The organism is Streptomyces sp. LUP30 (assembly GCF_001746365.1).
Classification (GTDB): domain Bacteria; phylum Actinomycetota; class Actinomycetes; order Streptomycetales; family Streptomycetaceae; genus Streptomyces.
This window is the reverse complement of record NZ_MJAJ01000014.1, coordinates 41,321-55,002: the sequence shown is the minus strand read 5'-3', so window position 1 is coordinate 55,002 and position 13,682 is coordinate 41,321. Positions and strand designations below refer to the sequence as shown.

Sequence of the window (13,682 nt, the reverse complement as noted above, 5' to 3'; positions counted from 1 at the left end):
GACGTCATGACCGAACTGCACGAAAGTGCGAGGACGGGCCCCGGCGACGCGCACTTCGCGGTCTTCACCGACCGTGCGGACGCGGCCGCCGTGGCCCGCTCCCTCGCCCGTACCGGAAGCCGGACCCTCGCCCACGCGTCGGGCCGGCCCTGGCTGGTGGGCCACTGGCACGACGAGGAAGTCGTCACCGCCGAGGCCGGCGGCGCCGCCCTCGCCGTGATCGGCTGCTGTCCGATCGACGCCGGTGAACTGCGGCGCCGGGCCGCGCGATTGCGCGATCTGTCGGAACTCGACACCCTGGCCCGCTCCCTGCCCGGCAGCTTCCACCTCGTCGGAGCCCTCGGCGGACGGATCAGGGTGCAGGGCACCGCATCGGGACTGCGGCTCGTCTTCCACGCCGAGATCGACGGCGTCCGGGTGGCCGCCACCCGTGCCGACACGCTCGCCGCCGCCCTGGACCTCGACCCCGACGTCGAGGAAGTGGCCGTGAGACTGCTGTGGCCCGCCCCGTACCCGTTGTTCGAGACGTCCCTGTGGCGCGCGGTCACCGCCGTTCCCCCGCAGGACGCCCTGATCGTCGCCGCGGACGGACGTACCGTGCGGCACACCAGATGGTGGACGCCCCCGGAACCGGACCAGCCGCTCACGCGGGCGGCTCCCATGATCCGCGAGGCCCTGCAGGAAGCCGTCGGGGCCCGGACCCGGCAGGGCGGCGTGGTCAGCTGCGACCTGTCCGGCGGCCTGGACTCGACCTCCGTCTGCTTCCTGGCCGACCGCTCCCCCGCCCGCGTCGTGGCCGGCACCTGGCCGGGGCGCGATCCGGCGGACACCGACCTGGAGTGGGCCCGCAAGGCGGTGAGTCACCTCCCGGACGTCGAGCACGTCGTCTGGGACGCCGACGCCTCGCCGCTCGTCTACGAGGACCTCCTCACCATCGACGACCTGCTCGACGAGCCCACCATCGGCGTCATGGACCGCTCCCGGGTCCTGCACCATCTGCCCGGCCTCGCCGCACGCGGCAGCCGGCTGCACCTGACCGGCATCGGCGGCGACCACGTGGCGTGGTGCTCCGAGGCCTACTACCACCGGATGCTGCGCACCCGCCCGCTGTTCGCGATGAGGCAGTTGCGCGGGTTCAGGGCCCTGTGGCAGTGGCCCCTCGACGGCACGGTGCGTGCTCTCGCCGACTCCCGTCCGTACGGCAGATGGCTCGCCGAGGCCGCCGGTCACCTGCGCGATCCGCTGCCGCCGTCGGTCGCGACGGGCCTGGGCTGGGGCATGGCACCGCGTCTGTTCGACTGGGTGACCCCGCAGGCCGAGGGCATGGCCCGCCGGGCTCTGCACGCGGCTGCGGCGACGGTCTCGCCGCTGCATCCCGACCGCGGCATGCACAGCGACCTGGAGCAGATCCGCTCGTGCACCCGCGTCATCCGCCAGTGGGACCGGATGGCGGCCGGCGTCGGCCTGCCGATGGCCTCACCCTTCCTCGACGACCGCGTCATCGAGGCGTGTCTCGCCGTACGCCCGGGCGAACGCGTCACACCGTGGGCCTACAAGCCCGTCCTGAGCGCCGCGATGCGCGGGGTCGTCCCCGAAGCGTGTCTGCGGCGGGCCGACAAGGCCACCGCCTCCATGGACGCCTCCAACGGGCTGCGGGAGCACCGGGCGGACCTGCTGGCCCTGTGGGAGGACTCGCGGCTGGAGGCCCTCGGCCTGGTGGACGGCGCCGCGCTCCGCCGTCTCGCCCGGCGGCCCGCCTCGCCCGGGCTGTCCGACGCCATCCTCTACTCCACGATCGCCGCCGAGGTGTGGCTGCGCGGTCTCGCCCGCAAGCGCGCTCGCGTCCCACGCCCCTGAGCACCGCCGCGGGCCCGCACACTCCCCGTCCGGAGACCTGCGCCCCATGTCTCTCCCCCCCACGTCAGAAAGGTCCTCACATGTCCCTGCGCTTCGCCGGCGACGTCTCCACGGCCGAGACCGACTACGGCACAGTGCTCCTCGACGAACGAGCGGGCGCCTACTGGGAGTTGAATCCGACGGCCACCCTCGTGGTACGGATCCTGCTCGACGGCGGCGAGGAGTCGGACGCGGCCGCCGCCCTGGTCCGGGAGTTCGACATCGACGAGGGGCAGGCCCTGCGGGACGTCGAGGCGCTCGTCGGACAGCTGCGCGGCTCGGGGCTCGCCTCATGACAACGCCCAGCGCGCTGGAGCGACCCACCGGCGTTCCCCTGGACCGGCGTCTGGCGGCCCGGCTGGTGCTGCTCCCGGCCGTCCTCCTCGCCCTTCTGCCGCCCCGCCGCATCCGCGCGGTGCTCGGCGTCCTGCGCCGCGGGGCCGCTCCCGCGACCGCCGCGCAGGCCCGGAACGCGCGGGACGCCATGTGCGCCGCCAGCTTGCACTGCGCCGGGCCGAAGGGCTGTCTGCCGCGATCCCTGGGAGCGGCGCTGCTGTGCCGTCTCGGCGGGACCTGGCCGACGTGGTGCACCGGGGTACGCGTCGTCCCGCCCTTCACCGCGCACGCCTGGATCGAGGCGGAGGGCCGTCCCGTGGGGGAAGGTGCGCCCGAGGGCTACTTCGCCCGGCTGGTGGCCGTCGGCCCGCCGTCACGGCCGACCGGCCGGTGACCGGCGCTCAGGTCGCCGACGGCCGCCGGACGCCGGTCGCCACCGGTGACGGGTCCCCGGTCGCCGTCGGCTCCGCCCGAGAGGCGGTGGCCACGATGTACCGGCTCACCGCCGGACACCGGAACACCATCGCCCTGGCCACCGTGCTCACACTCGTGGGCTCCGCGCTGGGTCTGGCCCAGCCGCTCGTCGCCAAGCACGTCGTCGACGCGAGCGGCCACGCGCAGGTCGCCTGGCCGCCGCTGGCGCTCCTGGGCGCGCTGTTCGTGGCCGAAGCCGCGACCGGGTCCACCGGGCGGTTTCTCCTGGAACGAATGGGCGAAGGCGTCGTGCGGCAGCTGCGGCACGGGCTCGTCGGTCGGTTGCTCCGGCTGGAGATGCGGGAGTACGACCGGCATCGGGGCGGCGACCTGGTATCCCGGGTGACGGCCGACACCACGCTGCTCCGGGAGGTCGTGTCGCAGGCCCTGGTCGACATGGTGACGGGGAGCATCGTGGCCGCAGGGGCCGTCCTGATCATGCTGTGGCTGGATCCGCTGCTGCTGCTCCTCGTCGGCGGCACCGTGGCCGCGGCGGCCCTCGTCGTCGCCTCGCTGCTCACGGGCATCCGGTGCGCGTCGGCGCACATGCAGGACTCGGTCGGCGCCCTCGCCGCCGACCTCGAACGCGCCCTCGGCGCCCTGCCGATGGTCCGCGTGCACTGCGCAGAGGAACGCGAGGCGGCCGGCATCGGCGCACGCGTCGATGCGGCCTACGGCGCGGGGGTGCGCACCGCGAAGCTCGCCTCGGTCATGAGTCCCGCCGTCGAACTCGCCGTACAGGGCTCGTTCCTGATCGTCCTGGTCGTCGGCGGCCTGCGCGTCGACGGGCAGGCCCGCTCCCTCGGGGACCTCGTCGCCTTCCTGCTGTACGCCTCGTACCTCGTCCTGCCGCTGTCGTCCGTGTTCCACGCCGTGGGCCTCGTCCAACGCGGGATGGGCGCCTATCAGCGCGTCGACGAGGCGCTGCGGCTGCCCGTCGAGCCCGCCGCCCGCCCGACCCCGGGACCGTCCACCCCCGCCCGGCCGCCGGCCGGGACGCGCGGAACCCAGGGAGCGCCTGGCGGACGGCCCGGCGAAGAGACCGAGGGAAAGCCCGGCTGTCGGCCCGGTGGAGGTCCCGGCGTCCGGCCTACTGGGGATCCCGGCGGCCGGGCCGGTAGGGATCCCGGTGGACGGCCCGCGCTCGCCCTGCGCGACGTCCACTTCGCCTACCACCCGGACCGGCCGGTCCTGCGCGGCGTGTCGTTCGCCGTCGCACAACGCCAGCACGTCGCGCTGGTGGGCCGGTCGGGGGCCGGCAAGAGCACGGTGTTCGCCCTGGTGGCGAGGTTCTACGAGCCTGCCTCGGGCGAGGTGCTCTTCGACGGGCTGCCCGCGGCCAGGCTCACCCGCGACGCGTGCCGCCGCCGCATCGCCGTCGTCGACCAGAACGCCCATGTCGTGCACGGCACCCTGCGCGACAACATCGCCTACGCCGTGCCCGACGCCCCGGAACGAGAGATCCGGCGCGTCCTGCGGCTGGCCCTGCTGGAGGGGGTCGTCGACCGGTTGCCCGGCGGTCTGGACGCCGTCGTCGGCGAACGCGGCAACACGCTCTCGGGCGGCGAACGCCAACGCGTCGCGATCGCCCGCGCGTTGCTGGCCCGGCCCGCGCTGCTCCTGCTGGACGAGCCCACGTCCCACCTCGACGCGATCAACGAATCCGCCCTCACCACCGTCATGAGGGACGCCGCCGAGGAGTGCGCCCTGCTGGTCGTCGCGCACCGCCTGTCCACCGTGCGGCACGCGGACCGCATCGTGGTGCTGGACGAGGGCCGCGCCGTCGCCGAAGGACGCCATGAAGAGCTCCTGACCGGCAGCGATCTGTACCGCGAGCTGGCCGCGAACCAGATGCTCCGGCCGGAAGAGGGCGCGGTGGTGCTGGACGACCGCGGGCCCGACCACGGCGGTCCCGGTGCCGGCGGCCCCAGCCGGGCCGGGAGACGGCGGCCGACGGCGTGAAGGCGGGGCCCGCGCAACGAGCGGGCCCCGCCGGTCAGCTGGACCGCGGTCGTGCGCAGCGAGCCCATCCGGTGGTCGACCGCGCAGGATGGCTGCCAGGTCCTCGTACACAGCTTCCCGGTGCGGGCGGCACCCCGCTGAACACCCGGGCGAGCTCGTAGGGGCCTTACCCGGCGTAGCCGCTGCCGTAGGCGCGTCCGTTCTCCTGCGGCAGCAGCGGCAGCGGGCCGTCGCGTGCGGATCCGGAGCAGGCCGGACCGGGCCGGCGGTCGGTGATGAGGCGGTGGAACGCGTCACCGGGCCGCAGACCGTGCGGGTGCCAGGCGGGAACTCGCCCCCGGCCGGGACCGGTCAGGGCCGGACCTGGCCGCGCCCGGTCGCGTGAGCCTAGTGGGTCTGCCGGTCACCACCAGGCAACCAGCACGGCGAGCCCGCCGACGACCAGAGCAATGAGCAGGAGCAGGGACACGAGCGCGGCTCGCGGGTGCGCGGTGGGATCGGCGAAGACGCCGAGGCCAGCACCGTTCTGCCGCTCGGAGACGGCGCGGCGTCCGCGGAACACGTGGACTCGTGCGGTGCTGGGCTCCATGTCCATCGCGGTGGCGATGCTCGCGTAGCTCCAGTCGGCGACGATCCTCAGCAGCACCGCCTCACGCTGCGTGTCGGGCAGCCGCAGAATCTCGCCCATCACCGCGTCGGCCTCCGCCGCCCGCTGAGGATCGGACACGGCCGAGGTCGACGTCCATCGCGGCAGGCCCGAAGCGGGCTCCAACCCCGCGTGGTCGACAGGAGTGGAACGGCGGACGTGGGCGGGCAGGTCACGGCATTTCTGCACCACCACGGTGTGGAGCCACCCCAGCGGGTTGCCCAGGTGTTCGGTCATCGTGGGCCAGGTCGCCAGGGCGGCGACGAAAGCCTGCTGGACGATGTCCTCCGCGTCGGCAGCCGACGACGGGTGTCCGTGTTTCGCCAGTTGCCTTCTGGCGAAGCGCAGGAGGTGGTCGCGATGCTCGCGGTACAGGTCCTGGATCAGATCCGCCCACTCACCGGGGTGCTGATCAGGCGTGTGCATCGTCATCAGTCGTCACGTCCCGTCTCGGAGGGGTTGAGCGTGCGGCTGCGACGGACGTGTACACGCATGACGCACCACTGCGTGACCGTTTGCGCGAGGAGTAACAGGACCTGTGCCACGGTGACTGCCAGGTCGAGCCAGAGGTGTTCGGTCATGCGGCATTCGGCCTTTCTGCGGGGGCCGTCCGCGCGGACGGCCGTACATCCCTGTACGAGAGACCGGTCGCCGTTTCGTTTACCGCCCGCAGCGAGCTTCTTTACGCATGTTCAGAGCAGAAGGGCGTAAGCGACGACGAGCACGACGCACTGCAGGACCAGGACGAGGACGCCGGCTGTCGGGCGCTGACCGTTCCGGCGTGCCGCGGCCATCGCCCGGGCGGCGAAGTACGCGCCCAGTGGCGTGCAGCATGCGCTGGCAAGAACCCCCTTGGCCGCCCATCGCAGAGGGCTGGGCCCGGCCGGGTGGGCGGCCAGCCGCGCGGCCCGTCTCTGCGTCCGGCGTCCGTCCGGACGCGGAGGCGCTGTGAGCCGGCGTGCGGCGGCCCGCTGCAGCAAGGCGCCCACCAGGAAGAACCCAAGGAACAACGGCAGAAACGGCATCATCTCGTCGCTGTGGGCTGCGGTGATCGCCACGACGAGGATCGCGGACACAAGGTTCCACATGATCAGGACGGCGACGCTGCTACGCCGCGCACCACCGCGGTTGAGGTCGACGGCGGCCAGCGCACGGTACGTCGCGGTGACCCGGGCAGCCCGGCGCCCACGGGACGGCGCCTGGTCCGGTTCCCGCGGAGTCCGCTCGACAAGGGCAGCGACCACTGCTCTCGCCTCGGCCCCTCGGTGCAGGGCTTCCACCGGATCGACCCGGTGCCGACGTCTGCGTTTGCGCCAGCCGAACTCCTCCATCCGCAGCCAGGTGCCGTCCTTCAGGAAGAGGTCCGTGCCCGCTTCGGCAGGCTGCAGGGGACGTGTGGCGGCGACGCTGCGGAACGCGACGAACAGTCCGGGCTCGCTCGGGCCCTGCACGGCGGTCTCCAGCCGGGCCGCGAGTCTGTGGCCGAACGTGTCCCAGGCCATGTCATGCGGATTCGCCGGGAGGAAGTACAGGCCCGAGATGTGCACCAGCACGTCGTACGGCTGGTTGTTGAGGCGCACCGCGAGGGCGCCGATCAGTTCACCCGCGTTGTCGGCGTCGCTGCCGGAGCCCGGCGAGGGGCGTCCCCGTCGTTCGTCGACTCCCAGAGCCCGCAGCTGGTCGCGCACCGCCCCTACGAGCAGGGGATCGACCAGGCGCCCCGCCGAGACGGGAAGAAGGTCCGGAAGCGTGATGTCCGGCAGGGTTCCCTGTACCGGGTCCGGCCGCCAGCACGCGGCCCCGGAGGCGACCGCGGCGAGCACGACGGCGTCCTGAAGGGCCTGTCGAAGCGTTTCCGTGCCGCCGGTGGCGCCGGCGGCCGTTGCGGGGCACTCGCGCAGCAGGAGCTCATGGAGCCGTCCGCCGTTCCCGCCCGCCAGTAGTTCCCAGACGTAGGGCAGGCCGGCCTCAGAGCCGCCGTGCATCTCGGCGGCCGCACGGTAGAGAGCGTCAGCGCTGTCCTGGCGGCGTCCGACGGCGACCGCTTTCGCATGTTCGTCGAACGGCTCACGCGTACAGCCCGGTGAAGGGAGCACCAGATCGTCCAGCCGGGCTGAGTGCTCAAGGCCCGGCACCAGGTCCCAGGACCGGTCGACCTGCGGCAATTCCACTCCGGTGGCGTCGGCGGGCAGGGCGTCGGACAGGAGTGCCTCGATCCTGTCGGCCAGCGGCGGGTGCGTGTCCCATGTCGCAGGCCGGGGCGCGGGCTGCCAGGCGGCAGGGCCGGAGCCGCCCGCTGCCAGGAACCGCCCGAAGGCTGGCAGGATCCCGGCCGGCGCGCGTCCGGTGCGTGCGGGGTCCATGTGGTCGCCGACGAAGCGCTGCCAGTCGACCGCGGCCGTGTGCACCTTCTCGATGGCGGCGGCCGCGGTGCCAGGGTCGGTGACCCGCGCCGCGCAGCGGTCGGCCAGGAACTCCTGACGCTGCAGCACGGAGGAGGAGACCAGCGAGTACAGGTGGAGGTATCCCTGGAGGACCAGCCGATGTGGTGCTCCCGGCGGGACCGCGTCGACGACCCGGGCCAGTAGATCCCGCCCGCCGTAGGTAACCACCGCAAGCCGCGTGTCCAGGTGGGAGAAGTGAGCCAGCTCGTGCCCCAGGACGGCGGTGAGACTCTGTACCGGCAGGGCGGTGAGGAGCGGCGCCCCCACGTACACGGAACGCCTGCCGCGGAGCAGGCCCAGCAGCCTCGTGTGCTCGACGACGTATGCGTTGGGTTCGGCCGTCACGCGGATCTCGTGCGGCGGCCGCGTGCCGACCTCCGCGGCCAGGAGAACCACGTGGTTCCACAGCAGGGGAGCCTCGGCCGAGGTCACGAGGATGCCGTGCTGCGGTCCGCTCCGGCCGACGACGGTACGCGCCATCGCGGCCACCGTTCCCGTGGCCAGGGCGAGCGCCAGAGCGGCGAGCTTCACCGTGGCGATGTTGACGCCCTCGGTCGAGATCAGGACGGCGCCGGCGGCCAGGGCGAGCACCAGCATGCACGGCACCACGTACACCCCGGCGAGAAGGACCACGGCCGTCCCCGCGCGTACCGTCAGCCAAGTACCGCCACCACCCCGTTCACCGGTGCGCACACCGCCCCCTCAGTGACTGCGTGAAGGAGATTCTGGCAACTCAGCCGCGCGCCGGGCGAGCAAAGGAGGAAGGCGGTCGTATGTGAACCCATCGCGACCATGTGAAGCGGAATAACGTCCCGAATCACCAAAAGAACGCGACGATCCGGCCGCCGCCTCGACCGGACCTGTGACATCACCTCGAAGATCACCCGCCCGGAGACTCCGGGGACGGTCCTGCTCACCGGGCTCGCGGCGGCCGCTCCCCCGGAGCGGGCGGAGGTCCGGCGGCCGCCTGCCCCCCGGGGACCGGCCGCCGTCAGGGCGCGTCTCCGGGGGCGGGTCACCCCTGTTCCAGCCCGTAGACCCGCTTCCGTCTCCGCTCCCATCGCGGCGTGGCTTCTCCGTCTCGGCGGGGTTCCTCAGCGCGGCTCCGGGCGCTCCGGTGGTGGACCGCCCGGACCCGTGGGTGCGACGTGCCGCGGTGTACCTGCGCGCCGTGGCCGCGTGAGAAGGCCGTGGAAGCCGGTCAGGTCAACCGGGTCACCGAGTAGTCGAAGGTGGTCCCGGTGACGGTGTAGGTGGCCGTCTGACCGTTGTCGCAGTAGGACACGTAGGAACTGCCGAACTCCTTGGTCCCACCCACCGCCTCGACGTACGGGCGGACGTCGGTGCCTTCCGGCCATAAGGCGGTGGCCAGGTCGATGACCCTGGTCTGGTTGATCGGGTACTCGTCGGTCGGAACGGCCTGTTCGCCGGTGCGGGTGGTGGCGGCCCAGGAAAGGACGAAGCCGGCGTTGTTGACGACGGCCACCTTCTGCACGCAGGGCTGGGCCTGCGCGGGCACCGCCGCCGCGGTGACCGAGGGCAGGACGGCCAGTGCCGTCGCACCCGCCAGGATCGCGGCCGACCTGCGGCATATCCGGGTCCGGTTCATGATCGAAACTCCTTCCCGACCGGGGCTGTCCCGGCCGACGACCGCCCGAGTAGCCCGACGCTCCATCAGGAAACCTCTGTGACGCAGGAGTTGAGAGTGGCCGATTGCGCCGACTCCCCGGCCTGTGCATGAGAGGTGCAGCTCTCTCCAGGGAAGCCCTGGGCAGGGAAGAACGCTGGTCGACGGCGCGGGCGGGGCAGGCGCCCTTCGGCCGCAGCGGGTGAAGTGCGGGTGGAGTGGGGGAAGTCGACAGTCTCGTCGATCGAGGACCTGAACACGTGTGAGGCGGGGGCCTGCGCCCGGACGGGAAGCCCTGGGCGGGAACTTCGAGGCGGAAAATCGGGGCGGGATTCTTCGAGTTGGCCTCATGCCTGGTGGGCGTTCGACCGGCTCGGTACGCGGCGTATCACCCATAAAGTCCTGCGAATGTTTCGACACCGTTCGCGAATCATGCGAGAAGTATTGACCCCGTCCACCGGTTCCCTATCATCCTGATTGCTCGACGATCCGACCCTTGTTCGACATGACGAACACGCCAGAGTCGCCCCATCTGCACAGCAGAGCACCTCCGGATCCCGCACCACCGCAACGGCCGAAGCCTGAAGGAGCGTGCCACCGATGTATATGTCATGACCGCATCAACGATTCTTCCGTTGTCGCGCACCAATGGGCGCCTCGTGCGCTGACGCCCGAAGCCCTCTGCAGGCGGAGCACGGTATGCCGTTGAGTCGTTCGGTTGCCCAAGCTCCTCTCGCTCGGGGAATGCCGAGCACGCTCCGGAGCGTGCCGTCCGCGCGGGCCCTGAGGCCCGATCAGAGCGCGAATGGCTCGCGGGGTGCACGGGGGGCCGCCGTACGTCGGGCCGGCACCACGACGGGCGACGGACTGCGACGACGGACTGCGCAGGCTGGTGCGTTGCCGCAGCCCGGACGCACCGGGCGCCACCGGTTTTCCAGAGGGTCTCGCGGCGCCCGGAAGCCCTCAGGGGTCGGCCGGCGCTCACGGACCGCTGTGAAGCTCACCCCATCGACAGTCCGGACAGCCTCCGACGGGGCCGGCCGGAACCGCGTACTCAAGGATGACGAGGTCCTCATGCGCAGACCAAGTTTCAGCCACAGACGTCTGTCTGTGGTGCTCGCCGCTGCGGTCACGGTCCTGATCGCGTTGGCAGCCGCGCTCGTCGCCAACCCGGCTGAGGCGGCCACGAGCGGTGCCCTGCGCGGTGTCGGTTCCGGCCGGTGTCTCGACGTGCCGAACTCCAGCCAGACCGATGGCACGTACCTGCAGATCTACGACTGCTCGGGCGCGGCCAACCAGCAGTGGACGGCGACGGACAGCAACCAGTTGACCGTGTACGGCAACAAGTGCCTGGACGTTCCGGGCCATGCCACCGCGGCCGGTACCCGGGTGCAGATCTGGGCCTGCAGCGGCGGGGCCAACCAGCAGTGGCGGGTGAACGCCGACGGCACGATCGTCGGCGTGGAGTCCGGGCTGTGTCTGGACGTCACGGGCCACGGCACCGCCAACGGCACGGCGATGGAGATCTGGACGTGCAACGGCGGCAGCAACCAGAAGTGGACCGGTCTGTCCGGGACGACTCCGCCAGACGGCCCGTGCTCGCTTCCCTCGACCTACCGGTGGACGTCGACGGGCGCGCTGGCGCAGCCGGCGAACGGGTGGGTCTCACTGAAGGACTTCACCAACGTGGTGTATCAGGGCAAGCACCTGGTCTACGCGTCGAACGTGTCGGGATCGTCGTACGGTTCGATGGCTTTCAAGCCCTTCACGAACTGGTCGGACATGGCGTCGGCCGGCCAGACCGGGATGAGCCAGTCCACGGTGGCGCCCACGCTGTTCTACTTCGCGCCCAAGAACATCTGGGTGCTGGCGTACCAGTGGGGTGCGTGGCCCTTCATCTACCGCACGTCGAGCGACCCGACGAACCCCAACGGCTGGTCCGCGCCGCAGCCGCTGTTCACCGGCGGCATCGCGGGCGCCGCCCCGATCGACCAGACCCTGATCGCAGACGGCCAGAACATGTACCTGTTCTTCGCCGGTGACAACGGCAACATCTACCGGGCGAGCATGCCGATCGGGAACTTCCCCGGCAACTTCGGCTCCTCGTACACGACCGTCATGAGCGACACGGTGAAGAACCTCTTCGAGGCGCCGCAGGTCTACAAGGTCCAGGGCCAGAACCAGTACCTCATGATCGTCGAGGCTCGGGGTGCGAACGAGCAGCGCTACTTCCGCTCGTTCACGGCCTCAAGCCTGAACGGTTCGTGGACCCCGCAGGCCGCCACCGAGAACAACCCCTTCGCGGGCAAGGCCAACAGCGGCGCCAACTGGACCAACGACATCAGCCACGGAGACCTGGTCCGCAACAACCCCGACCAGACCATGACCATCGACCCCTGCAACCTGCAGCTCCTCTACCAGGGCAAGTCCCCCTCCGCGGGCGGCCCCTACGACCAACTGCCGTGGCGGCCGGGTGTCCTCACCCTGCAGCGCTGATCCTGCCCCTCCACGGATGATCGCGCCCCGGTGTGGTCCGCCGGTGCGTGGACGAGCGGTTCACGGCGCGGGCGACTTCGCCTGCTGACCGATGCTCACCGCCCAAAGGGACCCCAGCCGTTGCGTCGGCTGGGGTCCCCCAGTTGTGGCCCTGCACGGGGGCCAAGGAGCCCAGCCGACGACGACTTCCGGGCTGCCGGCGCGCCCCGTCTCATCACACTCGTCCAGCCGCCTCCGCGGGGCCGGGGCCGGGGCCCGCCGACGGGCCGGCACACAACGTCGAGAACCACGGGATGGGTGAAGCGGCCCGGTCCATCCGGCCGCTTCAGCCAGGAGCGGTCACGGGCCGGCCGGTCGCAAGGATCCGTACGTCGTACAGAACCTGTATCCCGGCCAGTTCGGGCGTCACGTTTGCCGTAATACGCCCCGGCGCCGTGGTTGCGGGTGTGGCGGCGGTCGAGCAGGTGCTAGGCCCTCCGTGAGTTCTTCGCACCGTTGCCGGCCGCAGCCGTCCATGACGTCGTGTGCACGGGGCAGCGTTTCGTCTGCTCCCCCGGCGCAACAGACAGCCGGACCGAACCTGCGCCGGCCAGTCCACCCAGCAGGGCGGAATCGCGGCGAGGTCGCGCTGCGGTCCGGTGAGCGCCCGCAGCGCGAGCAGGTCGGCGCCATCGGGTTCGTCGAGAAGGCGTCGGGTGGTGGCGGCGCGGCGGATCCAGTCCAGACGTGGGGGCCCCGTGGCTCCAGGGCGCGCACGACGGCGATGTTGCCTTCCACCAGATGGAGCATCTTGGTATTCGCGGTGCCGCCCGGCCGGGCAGCTGCGGTGTCAGCGGCTGCCGCTCGTCAGATCACGTCGTCGACTGCGAGTTCACGGAGTTCCCACGTCCTCGGCGGTCATTGCCAGCAGGACCAGCGAGTCGTGCTCGGCCGTGCCGGGCGGGGCCTGGTAGATCAGCAGGCGCTGGCCCTCGCCAGCAGGGCTGAGCACCTCGTTGGCGAGGGTTATCGGGCCGATCACCGGGTGCCGGAACGCGGTCTCACCGGCGCGCTTGACCCATACCTCGTGCCGGTGCCACAGAGCGGCGAACTCGCCGCTGGCCGCTGCCAGTTCGGCGACCAGCGCGGCAGTCCGCTCCGGAGCGGTCAGTTCGGCGGTGTGCAGGTGCGCGACACAGTTACGTGCCACCCGGTCCCAGTCGGCGAAAAGGGTCCGCGCGGCCGCATGCAGGAAGGTGTACCGAATGGTGTTGCGCTGTGCGGGCGGCCAGTCGCCGAGCCCGGGCATCAGCGCAAGGCCCTCCGGATTCGAGGCCAGCACGTCGTTGACATCGTCCAGTACGTACGCCGGGCTGGGCCGGACCGACTCCAGCAGCAGTCGCAGGCCAGGGCTGGCCGGCCGGGGGTCGGCCGGACGGCGGCGCGGTGTCCGCCCGGCGACCTGGTCGGCGAGGCCGAGCAAGTGGGAGTGCTCGTCGGCGGTGAGCCGCAGGACCCGGGCCAACGCGTCCAGTACCGCGTCGCTGGGTGCGGTCTCCCGCCCCTGCTCGATCCGGACGTAGTAGTCCACGCTCACGCCGGCCAGCGCCGCCAACTCCTCGCGGCGCAACCCGGGTGTGCGCCGGGCGCCCGGTCCGGTGGGTAGCCCGACGTCGGCCGGGCCGATCCGCCCGCGCCTGATCCGAAGGAAGTCGGCCATAGCGTTCACGGCTTCGAGTCTGCCACCGGCCGACACGCTCCTGGGTGGCCGTGGCACACCCAGGAATCACACGGCCTTCCCGGAGACCAGCCCGGCGGTGCA

9 protein-coding genes are annotated in these 13,682 nt (G+C 71.9%); 5 read left to right on the top strand and 4 right to left on the bottom strand.

What is annotated here, in order from left to right:
* Nucleotides 1-6: 6 nt before the first annotated feature.
* From BG482_RS14295 to BG482_RS14280, 4 genes are all read left to right on the top strand, one after another.
* Nucleotides 7-1,857 (top strand): lasso peptide isopeptide bond-forming cyclase, encoded by a 1,851-nt coding sequence (locus BG482_RS14295; protein ID WP_069769386.1) that lies wholly within the window; start codon nt 7-9, stop codon nt 1,855-1,857.
* 80 nt (nt 1,858-1,937) lie between these two features.
* On the top strand, nt 1,938-2,192 hold the full coding sequence (locus BG482_RS14290; RefSeq protein WP_069769385.1) for a lasso peptide biosynthesis PqqD family chaperone: 255 nt from the start codon (nt 1,938-1,940) through the stop codon (nt 2,190-2,192).
* Nucleotides 2,189-2,626: a lasso peptide biosynthesis B2 protein gene (locus tag BG482_RS14285; protein WP_069769384.1), complete on the top strand. Its 438-nt coding sequence runs from the start codon at nt 2,189-2,191 to the stop codon at nt 2,624-2,626. Before BG482_RS14290 ends, BG482_RS14285 begins: the two co-directional genes overlap by 4 nt.
* A gap of 95 nt (nt 2,627-2,721) precedes the next feature.
* Nucleotides 2,722-4,668 (top strand): ABC transporter ATP-binding protein, encoded by a 1,947-nt coding sequence (locus BG482_RS14280; protein WP_107450559.1) that lies wholly within the window; start codon nt 2,722-2,724, stop codon nt 4,666-4,668.
* A 403-nt stretch (nt 4,669-5,071) separates the two neighbouring features.
* Here BG482_RS14280 and BG482_RS14275 read toward each other — a convergent pair whose 3' ends face one another.
* From BG482_RS14275 to BG482_RS14265, 3 genes are all read right to left on the bottom strand, one after another.
* A complete protein-coding gene (locus BG482_RS14275) occupies nt 5,072-5,746 on the bottom strand; it encodes an RNA polymerase sigma factor (RefSeq protein WP_069769383.1) in 675 nt (224 codons plus the stop codon).
* Between the two features lie 260 nt (nt 5,747-6,006).
* Complete coding sequence (locus BG482_RS14270; protein WP_141746573.1) at nt 6,007-8,451, bottom strand: M48 family metallopeptidase; 2,445 nt, start codon at nt 8,449-8,451, stop codon at nt 6,007-6,009.
* Nucleotides 8,452-8,959: 508 nt separating this feature from the next.
* Entirely contained in the window at nt 8,960-9,367 is a 408-nt protein-coding gene (locus BG482_RS14265) for a hypothetical protein (RefSeq protein ID WP_069769381.1), read from the bottom strand.
* Nucleotides 9,368-10,459: 1,092 nt separating this feature from the next.
* On the opposite strand from BG482_RS14265, the gene BG482_RS14260 reads away from it, so the two are divergent.
* Nucleotides 10,460-11,881: a non-reducing end alpha-L-arabinofuranosidase family hydrolase gene (locus BG482_RS14260; RefSeq protein ID WP_069769380.1), complete on the top strand. Its 1,422-nt coding sequence runs from the start codon at nt 10,460-10,462 to the stop codon at nt 11,879-11,881.
* Nucleotides 11,882-12,752: 871 nt separating this feature from the next.
* On the opposite strand, the gene BG482_RS14255 is transcribed toward BG482_RS14260, so the two are convergent.
* Entirely contained in the window at nt 12,753-13,580 is an 828-nt protein-coding gene (locus BG482_RS14255; protein ID WP_069769379.1) for a helix-turn-helix domain-containing protein, read from the bottom strand.
* Between the last annotated feature and the right edge of the window lie 102 nt (nt 13,581-13,682).

What these genes read in the sequence shown, in the direction of transcription:
- BG482_RS14285 (WP_069769384.1), top strand. Translation starts at nt 2,189, where the DNA reads ATGACAACGCCCAGCGCGCTGGAGCGACCCACCGGCGTTCCCCTGGAC.
- BG482_RS14295 (WP_069769386.1), top strand. Translation starts at nt 7, where the DNA reads ATGACCGAACTGCACGAAAGTGCGAGGACGGGCCCCGGCGACGCGCAC.
- BG482_RS14255 (WP_069769379.1), bottom strand. Translation starts at nt 13,580, where the DNA reads ATGGCCGACTTCCTTCGGATCAGGCGCGGGCGGATCGGCCCGGCCGAC.
- BG482_RS14275 (WP_069769383.1), bottom strand. Translation starts at nt 5,746, where the DNA reads ATGACGATGCACACGCCTGATCAGCACCCCGGTGAGTGGGCGGATCTG.
- BG482_RS14260 (WP_069769380.1), top strand. Translation starts at nt 10,460, where the DNA reads ATGCGCAGACCAAGTTTCAGCCACAGACGTCTGTCTGTGGTGCTCGCC.
- BG482_RS14290 (WP_069769385.1), top strand. Translation starts at nt 1,938, where the DNA reads ATGTCCCTGCGCTTCGCCGGCGACGTCTCCACGGCCGAGACCGACTAC.
- BG482_RS14280 (WP_107450559.1), top strand. Translation starts at nt 2,722, where the DNA reads ATGTACCGGCTCACCGCCGGACACCGGAACACCATCGCCCTGGCCACC.
- BG482_RS14265 (WP_069769381.1), bottom strand. Translation starts at nt 9,367, where the DNA reads ATGAACCGGACCCGGATATGCCGCAGGTCGGCCGCGATCCTGGCGGGT.